At 46.5% G+C, this 18,143-nt stretch carries 16 protein-coding genes; 6 read left to right on the top strand and 10 right to left on the bottom strand.

Going from position 1 to position 18,143, the window contains the following annotated elements:
- Positions 1-102: 102 nt before the first annotated feature.
- Both NST45_RS28615 and NST45_RS28610 read right to left on the bottom strand, forming a co-directional pair.
- On the bottom strand, positions 103-3,840 hold the full coding sequence (locus NST45_RS28615) for an S-layer homology domain-containing protein (protein WP_076274842.1): 3,738 nt from the start codon (positions 3,838-3,840) through the stop codon (positions 103-105).
- 73 nt (positions 3,841-3,913) lie between these two features.
- Complete coding sequence (locus NST45_RS28610) at positions 3,914-4,681, bottom strand: hypothetical protein (protein ID WP_076274843.1); 768 nt, start codon at positions 4,679-4,681, stop codon at positions 3,914-3,916.
- A 356-nt stretch (positions 4,682-5,037) separates the two neighbouring features.
- Here NST45_RS28610 and NST45_RS28605 point away from each other — a divergent pair, with 356 nt between their 5' ends.
- Entirely contained in the window at positions 5,038-6,393 is a 1,356-nt protein-coding gene (locus tag NST45_RS28605; protein WP_326047814.1) for a dicarboxylate/amino acid:cation symporter, read from the top strand.
- Positions 6,394-6,481: 88 nt separating this feature from the next.
- Here the strand turns inward: NST45_RS28605 and NST45_RS28600 are convergent, their stop codons facing one another.
- The 4 genes from NST45_RS28600 to NST45_RS28585 form a co-directional block, all read right to left on the bottom strand.
- Positions 6,482-7,477 (bottom strand): Gfo/Idh/MocA family oxidoreductase, encoded by a 996-nt coding sequence (locus NST45_RS28600; RefSeq protein ID WP_326047807.1) that lies wholly within the window; start codon positions 7,475-7,477, stop codon positions 6,482-6,484.
- A 163-nt stretch (positions 7,478-7,640) separates the two neighbouring features.
- Entirely contained in the window at positions 7,641-8,594 is a 954-nt protein-coding gene (menA, locus tag NST45_RS28595) for a 1,4-dihydroxy-2-naphthoate polyprenyltransferase (protein WP_076222356.1), read from the bottom strand.
- Positions 8,595-8,635: 41 nt separating this feature from the next.
- Positions 8,636-9,409 (bottom strand): DUF6081 family protein, encoded by a 774-nt coding sequence (locus NST45_RS28590; RefSeq protein ID WP_326047808.1) that lies wholly within the window; start codon positions 9,407-9,409, stop codon positions 8,636-8,638.
- A 35-nt stretch (positions 9,410-9,444) separates the two neighbouring features.
- Positions 9,445-10,362: a prenyltransferase gene (locus NST45_RS28585; RefSeq protein WP_036682043.1), complete on the bottom strand. Its 918-nt coding sequence runs from the start codon at positions 10,360-10,362 to the stop codon at positions 9,445-9,447.
- Positions 10,363-10,697: 335 nt separating this feature from the next.
- Between NST45_RS28585 and NST45_RS28580 the strand changes: the two genes are divergently transcribed.
- The 4 genes from NST45_RS28580 to NST45_RS28565 all read left to right on the top strand — a co-directional run bounded on the left by NST45_RS28580 (position 10,698) and on the right by NST45_RS28565 (position 13,927).
- A complete protein-coding gene (locus NST45_RS28580; protein ID WP_036682044.1) occupies positions 10,698-11,321 on the top strand; it encodes a GPR1/FUN34/YaaH family transporter in 624 nt (207 codons plus the stop codon).
- A gap of 54 nt (positions 11,322-11,375) precedes the next feature.
- The gene (locus NST45_RS28575; RefSeq protein WP_051491217.1) at positions 11,376-11,693 is read left to right on the top strand and encodes a hypothetical protein; all 318 of its coding nucleotides are present in this window, start codon (positions 11,376-11,378) and stop codon (positions 11,691-11,693) included.
- A 120-nt stretch (positions 11,694-11,813) separates the two neighbouring features.
- Positions 11,814-12,290: a DsrE/DsrF/DrsH-like family protein gene (locus NST45_RS28570; RefSeq protein ID WP_036682046.1), complete on the top strand. Its 477-nt coding sequence runs from the start codon at positions 11,814-11,816 to the stop codon at positions 12,288-12,290.
- A 125-nt stretch (positions 12,291-12,415) separates the two neighbouring features.
- Complete coding sequence (locus tag NST45_RS28565) at positions 12,416-13,927, top strand: aminotransferase class V-fold PLP-dependent enzyme (RefSeq protein ID WP_036682047.1); 1,512 nt, start codon at positions 12,416-12,418, stop codon at positions 13,925-13,927.
- Positions 13,928-13,939: 12 nt separating this feature from the next.
- Here NST45_RS28565 and NST45_RS28560 read toward each other — a convergent pair whose 3' ends face one another.
- Together NST45_RS28560 and NST45_RS28555 are read right to left on the bottom strand one after the other, a co-directional pair.
- Complete coding sequence (locus tag NST45_RS28560) at positions 13,940-14,851, bottom strand: aldo/keto reductase (protein WP_036682049.1); 912 nt, start codon at positions 14,849-14,851, stop codon at positions 13,940-13,942.
- A gap of 59 nt (positions 14,852-14,910) precedes the next feature.
- Positions 14,911-15,528 carry a TVP38/TMEM64 family protein gene (locus NST45_RS28555; protein ID WP_036682051.1) on the bottom strand — a complete coding sequence of 206 codons (618 nt, stop codon included), beginning with the start codon at positions 15,526-15,528 and terminating at the stop codon, positions 14,911-14,913.
- A 436-nt stretch (positions 15,529-15,964) separates the two neighbouring features.
- Between NST45_RS28555 and NST45_RS28550 the strand changes: the two genes are divergently transcribed.
- A complete protein-coding gene (locus tag NST45_RS28550) occupies positions 15,965-16,141 on the top strand; it encodes a GNAT family protein (RefSeq protein ID WP_256720259.1) in 177 nt (58 codons plus the stop codon).
- A gap of 322 nt (positions 16,142-16,463) precedes the next feature.
- Here the strand turns inward: NST45_RS28550 and NST45_RS28545 are convergent, their stop codons facing one another.
- Both NST45_RS28545 and hydA read right to left on the bottom strand, forming a co-directional pair.
- Positions 16,464-16,715: a hypothetical protein gene (locus NST45_RS28545; RefSeq protein ID WP_051491218.1), complete on the bottom strand. Its 252-nt coding sequence runs from the start codon at positions 16,713-16,715 to the stop codon at positions 16,464-16,466.
- Positions 16,715-18,142 (bottom strand): dihydropyrimidinase, encoded by a 1,428-nt coding sequence (gene hydA, locus NST45_RS28540; protein ID WP_076222359.1) that lies wholly within the window; start codon positions 18,140-18,142, stop codon positions 16,715-16,717. The genes NST45_RS28545 and hydA overlap by 1 nt, the downstream gene beginning before the upstream one ends.
- Position 18,143 lies beyond the last annotated feature (1 nt).

Below are 18,143 nucleotides of genomic sequence, written 5' to 3'. Positions count from 1 at the left end.
TACTCCAATAAAAGAGGAATCGCTGCTCTGCTGTCTTAGCCGAGTCGCCGCACTCATAGTTGAACGCTACTTACGTGACGTCCGCTATGTCTTAGTCGCTGATTATTTGGATAGCAAATTGTAAATAACCTGTGCTGCTTCTGCTCTTGTAGTGACTTCCTCCGGATTGAGTTTACCGTTCGCTCCGGTCACTACGCCTCTCTCTACCAGCGCTTGAAGGGCTTCTTGTGCATAACCAGCGATCTGTCCAGCATCACTAAAGCCGGAAAGCGTGGCCGCTGTTTTCTCAGATGGCAGTTCACCTAGCGCTACAAGCGAGCGGTACAAGAGTGTAAATAGCTCCTGCCTAGTGATCTGAACCTCTGGCTGGAATTGATTATCTCCCGAACCCGTTGCTACCCCAAGGCGCTTAGCTGCAGCAAGATAATTCGTATAATACGTATTGCCCGCATCTGCAAAATTATCTGCGGCAACCTCATCTGGTGCGATGTCATATGCCTTAAGCAACAGGACGATGAACTGCCCTCTGGTTATTGCGGCATTAGGACTGTAATGCTCAGCATCCGTACCAGATGTGATACTGCGTGCTGCCAAGAAACCTACTGCATGGCTATACCATGAGGCATCTGGAACATCTGCAAAGCTCACTTGATTATATCCAATAATATATTGGGAGAAATGTGTGGTTACGAAATCTACAGTTCCCTTAGCGGTATTGTAATTTCCACGTACATTGTCCAAACTTCCAGTGCTGTTAATGTGATACACAATAACCGCATCTGACCGTTCTCCCGCTTGCAGCACGTACGGTACGCTGACACGAACACTGCCCCCACCGAAGGTGGAAATCGTGCTTTCACCCGCTATAACCGACAAGTCATAAACCGGTCTGTCTCCGAGAACAGCCTTGCCTTCTGCCGTTAATGACACCTTCGCGATTCTAATAATGATTTCTCCGGCATCTGAAGCTGCACTAATGCTTGCCAATGATTTGGCATCAAACGTAATCGTACCCACATTCTCATAATCAATGGTAATCTCCGCCTTCGTTCCGGCGGCTAACTCATTAATTATGCTTCTTGGAAGAGTAAGTTCAGCGGTTTGAGTATCTGAAGTAGCTGCAACACTAATTTCAAGAACAGCTTTCTTCCCATCAGCTTCTGCCTTCTTAGCGAGACTCACGAATTCAGCAGCCGTTTCTTTTGTGATCGTTGCAGTAGTCACTCCTGTGGTTTTATCCGTTTTAGTTGCTGCTGTTGCTGATAGGTTCACGGTACTCCCTGCTGTTGCCGTAGCAACCAGTTGAGGGCTTGCCGATGGTGTTGGTGTAGTCGTGCTCGGTGTAGAATTGCCACCCGATCCACCCGATCCACCTGTTCCACCTGTTCCAGGATCTGAAATAGGCACATAGGCCGGAACAACAATGTCAGTCGCTGGACTTGCCTTATAACCTTCTTTGGCTGCGTATCTCACTTGATACGTGCCCGGTATTAATCCTGTGATTTCTTTATCTGGTGCATACACATAATTAGTTACACTCGACAGCTTATATTCTAAGGCTGTCGTGGTTCCCGTAATTCTTCCATCATTGTTCGCTGCTGAGGTAGGAGCAACTCCCTGTAACCCAGTTGGAGCTGCTTGTTCCGCAGTGAATGCTGGAACGATTACTTCTGCTGCTCTACCCGCGTTAAATCCTTCTTTAGCTGCGTATCTTACCTGATAGATACCCGGCACCAGTCCAACGATCTCTACATCTGATGCGTAGACATAATCGGTAACCGTAGACAGCTTATATTCCAGCGCTTTCGTAGTTCCTATAATTTTACCGTCGTCATTGGCTGCACTGGTTGGTGCTATACCTACTAATCCTGTAGGTGCCGCTTGCTCACCATATGCCGGGACTTCAACTGTAGCGTCTTTACCTACGCTGTATCCCTCTTTTGCCGCATATCGCACATTATAGAAGCCCGGAGTAAGACCAGTGATAGCTGTACCTGTTACAGGCTTATAATCAGCTTCTCCAACGCCTTTATACTCCTGTCCTTCAGCAGAACCCGTAATTTGCCCATCATCATTAGCTTCAGAAGTAGGTGCTACGCCTACCAGTCCTGTCGGGGCTGCTTGTTGATGGGTGTAAGCAGGAACTTCCACACTTACGTCTTCGCCAGCATTATAAGGAATGATTGTGGGTCCAGCTGCGGAAGTTGGCCCTTGATAGCCCGATGTAGCGGCATATCTTACCTTATAAACACCAGGTGCAAGCCCTGTAATGGCTGATCCCGAAGCTGGGGTGTAAGCCTCGTCTCCAGCAAGCTTAAATTCCAATGCTGCACTGGTGCCTACAATTTGCCCATCCTTATTGTCGGCCGCTGTTGGTGCTACACCGGTAAGTCCTGCCGGCACAGCTTCGAGTCTGGAGAATATTTTATCCAGCGCTGTTGTAGTGTTATTGTATCTGGCTCCGATTGGGTAATTAGCCTGCACGTAATCCGGTTGGATATTCGTCCAGCTGTACATAAGTTCAACATGCCCTAGAATCGGTGAGTTTTTGCCTCCTGCATCCTTGTTGTCCTTGTTATAAGTGAACAGATATGGAACTTGAAGTCTGTCTCCGCTCACGGTGTTTCCAAGTCCATCTACATAACTAATTACAGTTGGTTTGGCAGCTGAATTGTTTTCGGTCTTGATATTGGTCAGATAAGTACGAACCAGATCAACATAAAGCTGCGCATACGGATGATTAGTGGTTCTAATCTGAAGCTCATTATTATTATGCGGATTTGCACTGCCCTTAGTGCCGCTGTTGTTATTAGGCTCAGCAACGGTCACACCAGCATCCAACTTAGTGTCGAAGAAGTAGATCTTATTGATATTATGTTTTTTGGCATATTCGTTGATATATTTAATCACCGCTTGCGTGTTAGGGCACCACGACCCGCCTAACAAAATCGCATAGTTTCCCTCACTCGCTAAAATTTGCTTCAGCTGATGATAGGTCACATGTTCATAAACAAGCGTGCCATCCGCTTCGTTGAAGATCGTAGGTTTTCCCTCATTTTCCCCTTCATAGTTCTTATTAAATGCAGCCTTGATATAAGCCGACTCGTCGATAGTGTCATATCGGGAAGCGGCACCCAGCACCTCACTTACTGATGTTTTATACGCATTAACCTTCGCCGCATCAAGTGTTCCGTTCGTCAGGAACTCATTCCACGAATAGCTCTTATCCAGGTAGGATACGACAGGAGCACTATTTCCCTGTGCATCCTTGTGATCCTTGTTGTATACCAATAAGAATGGAGACTCGAGCTTGTTAGCAGTCACAACTTCCCCGTTTTTATTGGTATAGCTGACATTGCGTTCTGGATCATCTTTGGAAGACAGATTTAAATTCTTCAAATACTTGTTGACCAGATCAACATATTTATAGGCAAATTTATTATTGCTGTCTGCAATCTGAAGGGTGTCCCCGTCCAGCTTAGTATCAAAGTTATAAATCGTAGAGATGCCATATTCCTTGGCTGCCTCGTTGATAAAGCCGATATCGGCCTGTGTATTCTCGCTCCAAGCGCCGCCAACCAGAACAGCGTATGTGCCTTCACTCTCAAAAAGATGAACGATATCTTCATACGTTGCTGTTTTAAATACATGGTTAGCATCATTTAGACGGTCATAGACATGACTGAAATAGTCAAACTGGTTAACGCCGCCTTGGGAAGAGGTTATCGCTTCTGCGGTATCCGGATTAGCATAAGCTCTTCCTGCCTGAGTAGGCAGGATTAGCAGGGAGGCTGCCAGCAGCAGCGTTACAATTTTTTTGAAGGTTAATGGTCGTATCATTATGTGCACCTCGCCTTAAATAGGTTTATGGGATGAATGGGCTGAAAGGAATCCTGAATGAGCCTGCTGCTCATCAAGGACAAACCTCTTCCTCAGCGGCTGGTGCCGGTGCGGGTGCCTGAACCGTTTCCGCTGGAGCAGCTGCTGGTGCGCTGACCGTGGATGCAGGTGCAGAAGACGATGTTTTCGGTTGAGAAGACTCAACTACCGGAGCCGGGGTCGCTTTAACTACCTCTGTTGTAGAGAAGGTTATAGCTTTTTTGGAAGGTGTCTCCGTTGCTTTTGCTACAGGAGCGGCGGTTTCCTTAGGCTGTTCAGATACAACAGGAGCTGCGGTCGGCTGAACGGCTTTAGCGGTTACGTTTGCTTTTGGAGCAGTCGTAGGCGCAGCAGTTGGCGCAGGCGTTGCCGCGCTGGTTTGCGGTTTAACAGATGCAGATACCGTTGTTGCAGCTGTTGCCGTCTTAGCGGTGTCCGCAGCCGGGGATGCGGTTGCTTTAGGCTGAGCTGCGCCCGCTTCTGGAGCTGCTGAAGCAATAACCTTCGCCGCAGAATCAACAGCTGCTGGGGCCGCAGTAGCTTCTGCCGTGACTGTCTCTGCTGCTGGAGCCGAAGCTTCCGGCTGGACAGCTTCTGTTACAGGAGCTGCAGTAGCTTCTGCCTGAACAACAACTGCTGCCGCAGAAGTAGCTACTGGTAAAGCTGCTGCGGTTACTGCTGTATTACTACTCTCTTGAATGGGTGCTGCCTCTGCTGTTTTTTTGTTAGCGGATACCGCGGCATACGTCAATGCGGAGAAGACGATAGCGGCGGCAACCAAAGAAATCGAAAGCTTTTTCATATGTGTACCATCCTTTTCAAATAAAATAAGAGACCCCTTCATTACATTCTTGTACCTTAAATCCGTAACTCTCCCTTCTCTAAAGTTAAAAAAAAGAGACTCAACGGGACGCAATTTACGCGTCTTTCGTTGAATCTCCGGCTGTCCAGTCGATTCCAATTGGCTTGTGATTAAGTTCCATATTATTCATGCCATAGTGCCTTGTCAATCAATTTTTATTTTTCACATGGTTTTTATCGGAATTAATTATTTTTAACATATAATTACATTGACTTTACTATAAATTCTATATAGATTGATCTCAATAGGATTAATCACATTAAAAAACTAGGTTTAAGGGGGTATTGGTAGTGAACATAGATAACAACTTATTATCCGCCATCGAAACGAACTGGTATGGATTTGTCGCTTCCATATTTGTGTTTGCAATTTTGTTTCTACTGGCACGTAAACGAATTGGATTTGGCACCCGGGTACTCATCGGACTTGGCATCGGACTTATTGCCGGTATATTCTTTCAATACTTCGATTTAGAGACCAAAGCAATTAGCACATTCGGCAGCATTTATGTCAGCTTGATCCGCATGCTCGTCATTCCTTTAGTATTCGTACTCGTATTAAACAGTATTTCTTCCTTAACCAATCTGGAGTATCTACGCAAAATCGGGATCAAAACCTTCGCCTGGTTCCTCGGAACAACTGGCATCGCTTCTATTATCGGCCTATCGGTTGCGCTGCTGTTCAATCCCGGCCTAGGTATACAACAAGATGTACCCGCAGATTTTGCAGCCCGGGAAATCCCGACCTTCTCCCAGGTTATCCTCGATCTTGTTCCATCTAACCCTGTTAATGAAGCAGCTACGGGTAAGGTTGTGCCTCTACTCATTTTCGCCATCTTCTTAGCAGTAGCTATAATCAAGATTGGCTCCAAGAAACCCGAAGCAGTCAAACCTGTACGTGATCTTATTGAATCCCTAACACTGATACTGCATCAGGTTGTGAAATTCATTATTCGCCTGACCCCTTATGGCGTATTCGCACTGATTGCCGGAATCACCGCACGTTATGGCTGGGAGACGTTGCAGGAGCTAGGCAGTGTAATTATAACCTCGTACGTAGCAATGATTATACATTTTGTACTTATCTTTGGCGGATTGGTTCTATTAGTAGCGAAGGTGAATCCAATTCGTTTCTTCCGCAAAGTGTATCCAACCATTACTGTTGCCTTCACAACCAGAAGCAGCTATGCAACACTTCCGGTCAATCTCGAAGTTATTACGAAGCGGCTTCATGTCTCCCCACGGATCGCGAGCTTTATCGCACCGTTAGGGGCATCTGTGAACTTTAATGCGTGCGGTGGGATTTGGCCAGCTATTGTGGCTGTATTTACCGCTCAAGTATTCGGTATTGATCTGAACTGGACCGACTATATTACACTGGTATTAGTAAGTATTATTTCTTCCATTGGTGTAGCTGGCGTACCTGGACCTGCCGTAATCTCCACCACGGTAGTCTTAACTGCTCTCGGCCTGCCGCTTGAAGGAATCGCTATCGTTGCAGGTGTTGAAGCGCTCATCGATATGGGCCGTACCGCTGTAAACGCAACTGGAACAGCTGTAACAGCTCTGTTAGTAGCTAATTCCGAAGGTGAATTTGACCGCGAAGCGTTTAATAGCAATGATGACGATGATATTCTCTTGAGCACCGTTTAAAAGCTGAAACTGTAAAAACCTCCGGAAGCTGCGTAAAGGAGAGCGCCCGGAGGTTTTTTTTGCATAGATTCATATTGGATTCATCTTCTTATAGCATACTAATTCTTTCCCGCTTTTTAGCAGAAGCTAGACAAGTCTCGATCAATTGCATGCCCAGCACTGCATCCTCAGGTGCAAATAATTTTTTTCCTGTAAATACTGCGGCGGCAAAATCATCGACCTCCCGTGTATAGGGATTCGCCCCGGTGGCATCAACCCGTCTTACCCCTTCTCCCGTATGCACAAAAAATTCGGCATCCTCATCTCTAGCATTAAAAGGCATAGGCACTTCAATCATTCCATCGGTCCCCAGAATCTCTAACAGCTGGCGGTTATATGCCCACATCCCGCAATCAAAAATCAGGCTTAGCCCCTTCGGAAACTCTACCAGCCCTGAAGCCATCATATCTACATTGTCATGCTCCGGAGAGAACATAGCCTGTACTGTCACGGCTTCCGGCTCAGCTCCGAACAGCAGTCGTGCTGCACTTAGCGGATAACAGCCGATATCATAAAGCGAGCCGCCGCCCCAAGCGGATTTAAAGCGAATATTAGAGGTATCTGTAGCGTCATTATAAGTAAAAGTGCCTCGAATGGAGCGTAATTCGCCAATTTCACCGCTAGAGATAATCTCTTGCAATTCCGCAATCCGAGGATGATGCCGATACATATAAGCTTCTGCCAAATGGACTCCAGCATCATTACAAGCTTTTACCATCTCAGCCGCTTCTTCACTGTTCAGCGCGATCGGTTTCTCACATAAGATATGTTTGCCAGCTTCCGCCGCACGGATTACCCATTCCCGATGGAGGTGATTTGGCAGTGGAATATACACTGCATCAATATCCTTATCCGCCAGTAATTCCTCATAGCTGCCGTAAGCTTTATCTATTCCGAACTCTTCGGCTACAGCGCTGCTTTTTTCTAAACCGCGACTGGCTACCGCTGTGATCATTCCCGTCTCCGAATCCATTATAGCCGGCATCACTGAACCTGTCGCAATCTGCGCGCAGCCCATGATTCCCCAGCGAAGTTTTTGCACCATCGTTGCTAACCTTCTTCCTTATAGATTACTTACTATACTTAAAGCCACCTTATCATAGAATGAAACGTTTCTCTAACAGAAAGAAACCTGCAAATTGCGAAAAAACAGTGCCAAAAGGAGCTCCAACCCCGATAGACACTGCTTTTTTATAAAATATGAATGTTTATATTAGTGCATTTAACAGCACAGCCGCACCCAGCACAACTATACGTGCAAGGTTCATCAATACGAAGTTTTTGACGGCAAGAATAAAGGTACTCGCCTTCTCCTGTTTCTCTGTGAACAAGGCAATATTTCGGCGCAGCGGGATCAGCGTAAGTAGAATCAACAGAACCAGAATAGGGTTAATCCCTAAGATCAGCAGCACTACAAGATCCAGATAAGAGACATAGTAGAGATATTTAAAAAGCACAAGCGCATTGCGGCGGCCAATGTACACCGGAAGCGTATACCTTCGATTCTCCACATCCTCATCAATATCACAAATATTATTAGCGAGCATAATCCCTGCGATCCCCAAAATAGCGGGCATGGAAAACCAGAAAAGGTACAGCACTTCCACGATGTTGATATTCAAGCTGACCCAGCCGTTCTGGAGCAGCAGTGAAACCACATGCTCATCCGTATGGATATAGGCAGAGATAAAAATAATAACAAAGCCCATAAACAAACCGGAGAACAGCTCACCTAACGGCATCCGCGAGATGGGAATCGGCCCGAACGAATAAAGTATACCGATCAAGAACGACAGTCCACCCAGCAAAAAGACCAGCAAACCCGTCTGAGTGACAAGCGCAATCCCGCCCCCTGCTGCCAGCGCCAGCAAAATCACAATCGTCGCCACGACGGTGCGCTCTTTTAGCTTAAAATGAACAATCGCATTATGCGTCTCGTAGCCGTAGCCGTGGGTTTTAGAAGCTTTTTTGAAATCGTAATAGTTGTTAATCGCCGTCGTCGCCATATCGAAGCTAAGCAAAGACACGAACATCAATCCAAAACGCAGTACGTAAAAATCCTCAAACCGGTACAGGGCGTACAACGTTCCCATTAGAAACGGAATAATACTGGCTACCTTCGTCGGCAGCTCCACAAATCTTAGAAAGCTTTTAATATTCACACCATACACCCTTATCTGTCAAATGAGCCTGCGAGGCATTACTATTCAGTTGTTGTAACCGTCACTGGGGACCATTCTGCAATAACTGTTTGTCCATGTACAGACACACTGCCTTCAGGACTCAGATCCTTCTCTGTCATAATTCCGAGCGCTACAGTGAAGTTATTGAATTTAAGCGGAATATTTTTCTCGCGGCGTACTTCCTTGCCGTTCAAATAGAATACAGCCTCATCATTGCCACGGTGATAGGTAATACGGTACGTATTGAATTCCCGTGGTTTGAAATCCGTATCTTCTTTAAAGATGCAGAAGTATTTCGTTCCAGTGCTTTCTGGTACTTGTACACCCGGGAACGGCAAAATACCATATACACTAGCGTATTTATCATTTCCCGCGAAGAAATCAAGCGCAGCGCCTGTCGTGAAATCCAGCAGGTTCAGCGATACATATCCATCATACAGATCTCCAGGTGCAGTTCCTTGTGTACGGCAACGAATTTGCAGCTCAATGCTAATCTCTCCTGCTTCCGGAATCTCCACTGGCTTGGCTGAATAATACATGTGCTTGGCATTGTCCAGAATTTGCACTTGATGATTCTCGCGAGATAACTTCGCACGTACATACAGGGTGTCATTACGAACGATAACTACAGCCTCCGGCTCACGGTAAGCCCAAAATGATCCGTCAGGCAGTGTAAATCCACCCGTCTTCCAGACCTTTCCTTCTTCTAAAATGGAGTGGAAATCCCCAAGAACCATGCGATTGCCTTTAACTTGTTGTTCTTCTGCCATCAGTACCTTGTCCTTCTTTTCCATGAAAGCTCACTCCTTCTGTAGTCCATCTATTAGTATCAGATCAAGCCTTGAATTAATAAAGTTATTGCCATTACTACTCCGCAGCGTACGGAGGCTTTTTGTGAAGCACCCATCAGCGGGATATAAGCCGGCGAAGCATTATGTTGCTTGAGACTACTGTAAATGCGCAGCGGCCAGAAAGCTGTAACCAGCGCCAGCAGTGCGTAAACAGGAAGTACACCCAACAGCACACAGACTATCACCGAAGCGTAGCCAGTGAAAAGAAGTACACGTGAGAATACAAGTGCCTTTTGTTCTCCCCATACTACAACAAGCGTAAGCTTACCCGCCTGCTCATCCGCTTTCCAATGTAGGAAATGGTGATTAAACAACAATAATGTAGTTAAAAATCCGACAGGCAGCGAGAGAATTACAGGCTTCATGCTAAACTGACCGGTTTGTACGAAATAGGAGCCTAATACAGGCATAATCCCAAAAGCAATAAAAATGGCCATCTCACTATAACCTTTGCCGCGATAGCCATAACGCAGTGGCGGAGCCACATAGAAATAAGCGATTAAAGCACCAACAAGTACAAACCAGAGGATATTCCAACCGCTATATATACTAAGAATCCCACCACAGATAAGGGCAATCGCCAGCATACTCCAGGTCATCCTTGCATAAAAAGACTCCGAGAGGATCCCACCTGTCAGTAGCCCGGAGTTTGTGCTGATTTCACCAGCGGAATTCTTTGCTTCTGTATCGGTTCCGTTGCGGAAGTCCCACAGATCATTCACCATATTGGAGAACAAATGCGCCGAAATCGCCCCTATTAATGTAAGAATAAATAAAACCGGATGGAATGTCCCTTCCCATACATATGCCCCAACGGTCCCCAAAACAATCGGGATGAGCATAACAGAAAAACTCCAAAACCGGGTCGCCTTGGTAAATAATGTCCATTTGTTCACTTCAAGCTTACCGCCTTTTTCATATGATTTGATAATAATTATCACTGACTATTATACATCAATTTTCGATAGATTGTGAAGATTATCACTGCATATAATGTCTATTCTTGACATAATATTTCCGTTTGTTTGGTCAAGTAACTTGATAATGGAAGATAAAAATGTAAACAATTCCTTATTTCACGCAGGACCCCTATTTTACGACAAAAAATGAGTGTTGTTTTATAGGCAAGCACATACCGATATGATATGATAGGCAAGCCTATGAACAGCGCCCCTTACGGGCTGTTTTTAAGAGCGTAAAACTATATATAATAATGGAGGCTTTTACTGTCATGTCAGCGCAATCCCCTAACACCCAATCTGTCAAAATCGTCACTGCCGACCCTAGCGCCATCGGGCTATTCGGACTGGCTATTGTCACATTGGTCGCTTCTTCACAGAAGCTTGAATTTACAACAGGACTTAGCTATGTTATTCCTTGGGCTATCTTCCTGGGAGCATTCGCGCAGCTATTCGCCGCCATTCAGGATGCTAAGCACAACAATACCTTTGGTATGACCGCCTTTGGCGCCTACGCTTTCTTTTGGTTCGGCATGGCTAGCAGCTGGCTGATCAAGCTTGGCGTATTTGGTCCAACGCTTGCGGAGGCTGTAGATCCTAAGCAGCTCGGATTTGTATTTTTGGGTTACTTGATCTTCACACTCTTTATGACGATTGGTGCCGTTGAGGCAAATAGAGTTCTGCTTATCATTTTTGTATTGATAGATTTTCTTTTTATCGGACTAACCTTTGATTCCTTTGGGATCGCTCCAGAATTCTTCCATAAGCTTGCTGCTTGTGCTGAGCTTGGTATTGGTATTGTGTCCCTTTACGGATGTGGAGCATCCGTGCTAAACGCTCATTTCGGCCGCAGCTTCTTACCAATTGGAGCTCCGCTGGGCATCTTCAAAAAATAGAAATTGTTCTGATCTGAAACTAATACTTTTGCAAGCCGAAAGGATGCTGAGACTATGCATGTCCTGTCCTCTTCTGAATTAGCGGTAACTGCTATTTTCGCCCTTATTCTCGCAGTTATTGCCTATCTGATCATTCGGAATATCCCGAAGATGGTTGGCGATATTGCGGCTTTTCGCAAAAGAACACTGGTTTGGACCCAAGTTTCACTGGTACTAACGGTGCTTCAATTAAATTTCAAGGCAGGCGATTGGCGCTTTTCTATCGTCCTTGGACTCATCGTGTTATTTACCGGAGCTATTTGGCTGTCCGCCCGTTATTACGACATCAGTCGCAATGCAGATCCAGAATCTAAAGATCCTGAAGTACATTAGTAAATCTCAAGCTCCCGAAAGGGGGCTTTTTTTATAATTTCAGAAAGCTTCTTCGCATAGTTCTCCCCACCACAACCATACTAATGACATTCTAATAAAAGTAACGGGAGGATTATCAGGGTGAGCAAAAAAATCAATCTGCTAATGTTCAGTGGGGAATACGACAAAGCGATGGCTGGACTGATCCTAGCGAATGCCGCAAGAGATATCGATGTCGAGGTTACTATGTTTTTTTCATTCTGGGGTCTATTTTTGGTGCGTGATCCGGAGAAAATGACCCTTGAGGACAAGAGTATCTACGAGAAGCTGATGGATGTTATTACACCGAAGGGCCCTGGGCAGCTGCCGCTCTCTCATCTGAACTTTAGCGGGCTGGGACGAATGATGCTGGAGGAAATGATGGAGGAACAAGGCGCACCGAAGCTGATTCATTTTCTAAAAGGGGCTCGTAAAAAAAACATCAAATTCTATGCCTGCAAGCTTTCTGTGGAGATCATGGGCTTTAAGCCCGAGGAACTGCTGCCAGAGGTCGAAATCATCGATGCTGCGGCATATTTAAAAGATGCTTTAGAAAGTGATGTACAGTTATTTATTTAAAGTCTGACTAGGCTTTAACCCAATCCCCCATGCAGGCATATACTGTTGCCATAGAAACTACTGGCACGCCGAAAATACACCCCATTAACTTAGCACTGACGGCGTACGGGCTGGAGGGAATATCCGTGCTAAACATCATCCACGCCTCTTCTGCAGAGACGCCCGCTTCATTACAAGACCATTTTGATACTTTTCGTGGTCACACCATCGGCATTCGGCATCAGATCACCACCCCATATGGCAGACAACCGCTTCTGTATGCCGATTGGACCGCAAGCGGGCGCCTATATGAACCGATCGAACGCAAGTTGCAGGAAGCCTTCGGTCCCTACGTCAGCAATCCACATACAGATTCCAACACCACCGGACTAATCATGACGCAGGCTTATAATGAAGCTCGCCAAATCATTAAGAACCATGTAAATGCCGGCCCTCAGGATGTACTGCTCTTCTGCGGCAATGGAACAACAGGAGCCGTGAACAAGCTGCAACGTATCATGGGATTAAGGCTCCCGGAATGGCTACAGGAACATAATAACCGCGCGCTGGAAGATCGCCCCGTTATCTTCACCAGCCATATGGAGCATCATTCCAATATTCTTCCTTGGCAGGAGGGGCTTGGTGACGTCGTTACCATTCCCGCCGGAAAGGACGGAAATATTGACCCCCAGCAGCTTGAAGACCAGCTAAGATTATACCCCAATCGCCGTTTCAAGATTGGTTCATTTACAGCTTGTTCTAATGTGACTGGAATTCAGACGCCTTACGCAAAGCTAGCGGCTGCTATGCATCGTCATGGGGGCGTGTGTTTTGTGGATTTTGCCGCCAGTGCTCCCTACGTGCCTATCAATATGCACCCACCTTCCCCATTGGAGAAGCTTGATGCGATCTTTTTTTCTCCGCATAAATTTCTGGGTGGGCCGGGCACAAACGGCGTTCTAATCTTTGATGAAGCGCTGAACAATGGACGTATTCCTGACGAACCGGGTGGAGGTACAGTAGCCTGGGTCAACCCTTGGGGAGGACGCCGCTACACTAATGCGATTGAGATGCGGGAAGACGGGGGAACACCGGGGTTTTTACAGGCTTTTCGCACGGCACTTTGCGTGAAGCTGAAGGAGCAGATGAATGGAAACGGTCAATATATGGTGATGAGAGAGCACGAGCTGTGTCAGCAATTATTGGCAGGACTCAGCGACATACCGGAGTGCTCACTGCTGGCCGGAGATCATACAGAACGTCATGGAATCGTCTCTTTTACACTGCGCGATATTCATTACAACCTTGCTGTCCAGCTGTTGAATGACCGTTTCGGCATACAAGCTCGAGGCGGCTGCTCTTGTGCAGGTCCATACGGACATTACCTGCTCGGATTAGGGTGGACGCAATCCGCTCAGATTGCCGGAGCAATCATGAGCGGCGACCAATCCTTCAGACCAGGGTGGATTCGCATCTCTCTACATCCCATTATGACTAATCAGGAAGTAGAGAGAATTGTATCCGCTGTAAGGAGTATTGCGACCCATGTCCAGCAATGGAAGCAGGACTATCTTTACGATACTTCCACGAACAGCTGGAATCATATCTACGTGAAGCATTCACCCGAGATGAAGCTCCAAGAACTCTTCACCGTGTAACATTCTAACTTATCACACGTTGCCCTTCACCATGTCCAAATCGGCAGCACTGGCATTGGAGATGACTTGTTCTACATTTTTGCAGCCCGGAATTACACTGGTTACTGCGGAATGCTGGAGGCACCAAGCCAAAGCCCACTGCGCCATATCCAGACCTGATGGCACTTCATTGGCAGCAATTTCTGCTACTGCGCGCAGCTGCTTTTGTCTTACATCCTCTTTATGGTTCGCTCGCACATCACCCTGAGCAAAAATCGCATCTGGCTTATACTTGCCGCTCAAATAACCACTGGCTAACGGAACGCGAGCTAACACACCTAATTGATGCTCGATGCACAGCGGAAGAATCTCTTCTTCAGGTTGACGATCCAGCCGATTATATACTACTTGTATGGCCTCTGCCTGCACATCCGCTGCCGCAGAGGTCTGATGCACCCCCGAGCCCGATGCACTGATCGACACGCCTAAATGACGGATTTTACCGGCTTGCTTCTGTCTGTCGAGCATACTCCACAGCTTATCATTATCGAACTGCTCATCCGTTCCGGAATGGAATTGATAGAGGTCGACATACTCTGTTTGGAGTGCGCGTAGGGAGTCGTCCAGCTGCTTAAGCACATCCTCAGCACGCCATAGCTGTTCCCGCTGCAAATGCCCTTGAAAATGATGGCCAAATTTCGTAGCTACAACCCAGTCCTCGCGTTTGCGGCGCGCCAGATAATCCCCGATGAACTTCTCCGACAAGTGATCTCCGTAACATTCTGCCGTATCAATCAGGTTAATCCCCAGCTCCCCAGCCTTATCCAACATGGCATCGACTTCAGCCTGAGTGAAATCCTTGCCCCACTCTCCGCCAAACTGCCAAGTCCCTAGGCCAATCACCGAGACATTCATTCCTGTACTGCCAAGCTTACGATATTTCATCATCATTTCCTCCTTTATTCTATTTAGATTTAGGAATTCAAGTTAATTCTGATACTATACTAAGCTATCTTGTTCCCATCCTGTGCTGTTCTAGCAAAACGCGCTTCGATGGCTTTGACTCCCCATAACGACAGCCCGATAAACAACAGAACATAGATAATCTCCCACGGTTGGCGAATGAAACGTTCCAGATCGTTGCCAATGTATGAAACTGCGAATACCATAATCGCTTTGCCCACCGTGAGCGCAAGAAGATACGAACGGAACCTCATCCCGGCAAGCCCCGCTGCCATATTAATCACAACAAAAGGCCCTACCGGAAATATACTAAGCAGAAAAACATAGCTAAATCCGCTTTGCCGTACCCATGTCATGCTTTTGGCTACTTTGGGCCGCGCTGCCCATTTTCGTAAATAACGATGGGAGGCTACTTTGCGGATAATCCAAAAGGTAGTCACACAACCTGCAACCAGACCGATCCAAGAATACAAAAAACCTAACCATAAACCATATACGGCCCCATTTAGCCCTACGATCGCAATAGTTGGTAGTGGTGGTATAAATGATTTCATAAACGTTAACGCAATGCCCGGAAAGGGCCCAAACGAACGATATTGTTCCAGCAGATGCCGCAGATTATCCTCTGTCAGCCAAGACATAATATCAAGAAAATACATAACCAGCTGATCTCCTCATCCGATTGGAATTCTTAACACTTGGTCTCAATTATACACGAAGTTGCGTTCATTCCTACAGTGCATAAGGTTATGATCATTCATTCAGAAACGTTGGATCTATAAACTACCACCGAGCAGGACTTAGCGTTCGTTCTAGCCATTGAACAAAGTGAGCTTAATCGTGCCTATATCGGACAATGGAGTAAAGCGGAGCACTCTACGGCTATCCATGATCCAGATATCCTGCACCTTACAAATTGGGAGAGCTCCGGGAAAAGAGTCGGCTATATCATCGTAACAGGACTTCAAGATACTCATCTTATCGTTCGTATCAAAAAAGAATCGTGATCCATTCCAAGGGCTTTGGTTATAGCAAACTGTCGCTTCATCTCGTGAGCGACTGGATCTTCCAGCACACGAGACGCATCGGCTATGGTTGGATGTTAGAGATCACAACCACAGGGCTCGCCATGTCTATGAAAGCTGCGGCTTTACACTGGAAGGCACTCTACGTGACTGTATAAAGGTTGAGGGACATTTTGAATCTCTGCATATCATGTCCATATTACGGCATGAGTATATAGAGCGTGAGCAGCAGCAGAAGAAGAAATAGATTAGGGAAATCCTCCCTGATTTTTGGTCTTTCAGGTGCCTATAACTGCAAATCAGGGAAAACTTCCCTAATATTCAACGAATTTGCGCAAAATCGGCGTATTTCAGTGATTTTTAGGGATATTTTCCCTAAAACGTCTATTTTGGGACCCTAATCAGCTACTTTTTAGGGAGGATTTCCCCAAAAAGTATATTCCGAGACGATAATCGGCTATTTTCAGGTAGGTTATCTCCTCGCACCCTTTCATGGGCACAATAAAAAGCCGAGCGGCAAGCTCCCTATCCTACGTGGGCTCACTACTCAGCTTTCAATTCCATTCCCTTCAAACCTCTCCACTGTAACAACCCGCCTGCTCACCTTCCGCCCTCAACCCCGCAACCACAAGGGTTGTCACGTACTTACGGGCATCCGCTGTGAGCAGTAACAGCTCTACCGAGCTTTTAGCCGGCTCCCCTCTGACAAACTTTATTCGGGCACCGTCCAAATCCTCTTGGATGCCGGCAATCGTATACCCTTTAAAAAGCAGCCCATCAATCTCCTGCTGTTCTTTGGCATATTCCGCAAAAGCAGACATTAGACTACACCTCCGCTGATTTCTGCCTTAGAAGGAAGAGGAGCCTCCGCTGCAAAACGTTTGCGTTTCAAATATTTTCCCGAACCTGCTTTGCCGACAAATTGTTTGTCACGAATAACAAATTCACCTCGACTGAGAACAGAAACAGGCTCTCCCTTCACTTCAAAGCCCTCAAACGCATTATAATCTACGTTCATATGGTGCGTGTCCGCAGAAAGGGTTCTTTCTACAGAAGGATCAAAAATGACCAGATCAGCGTCACTACCTACTGCGACCGTGCCTTTTTGCGGATACAAGCCAAACAGCTTGGCGCTAGAGGTAGCAATAATGTCTACGAATTTGTTCAATGAGATCCGGCCTTTCTGCACACCTTCCGAATATAGAATCGTAAACCGGTCCTCGATGGTCGGCCCACCGTTCGGGATTTTGGAGAAATCGCCAAGCCCCAGATCCTTTTGTCCTTTGAAATCAAACGAGCACTGGTCAGAGCCAATCGTCTGCAAGCTGCCGCTCCATAGCGCATCCCACAGAACATCCTGATTCCACTGCTCACGCAGGGGCGGAGACCACACGTATTTGGCACCTTCGAAATTAGGCTTTTCCAGCGCCGTCTGATCCAGCACTAAATACTGTGGACAAGTCTCACCGTATACGCGCAGTCCCTTTTTACGCGCTTCAGCAATCTTCCAAGCGGCTTCCGCACAGGTCACGTGTACAACATACAGCTGAGAATCTGTCAGTTCGGTTAGATAAGCTGCGCGTCCCGTAGCTTCACCCTCCAGCTCCGGCGGGCGGGTCAGCGCATGAAAGATCGGATCAGTGTTGCCTGCGGCCAAGGCCTGCTCAACAAGATATTCAATGACATCTCCATTCTCCGCATGCACCATAACGAGCGCACCTTCTTTTTTCGCGGCTTGAAGGGTCTTAAAAAGTGTGCCGTCATCCGCCTGAAAAGTATTCTTATAAGCCATAAATACTTTGAGCGAGGTAATGCCTTCTTTCTCAATTATCTCCGGAAGCTCACCCAGTACTTTATCGTTTAATTCTGAGACCATCAGGTGGAAGCTGTAATCAATCACCGCTTTATCCTGCGACTTATGATGCCATGTATCTACGGCTTGCTGTAGCGGTTGTCCTTTGGTGGTTAAGCAAAAATCAATGACAGTGGTCGTTCCGCCATATGCAGCTGCAATGGTTCCCGTCTCAAAATCATCAGCTGTAACCGTGCCGCCAAAAGGCATATCCAGATGCGTATGAGGATCAATGCCTCCAGGAAAAACATAACACCCCGAGGCATCTATAATTTCCGCACCAGGGACATCCAAATGAAGGCCAATCTCCGTAATAACCCCGTTTTCAATCATCACATCGCCTGTATAAGTATCTGCTGCGGTAACGATGATGCCATTTTTAATAATCTTTTTCATC

Origin of the sequence: Paenibacillus sp. FSL R7-0163 (assembly GCF_037969975.1) — a bacterium.
Lineage (GTDB): Bacteria > Bacillota > Bacilli > Paenibacillales > Paenibacillaceae > Paenibacillus_AQ > Paenibacillus_AQ odorifer.
Note: the sequence above shows the minus strand (reverse complement) of the source record. Positions and strands in the feature narration are given on the sequence as shown.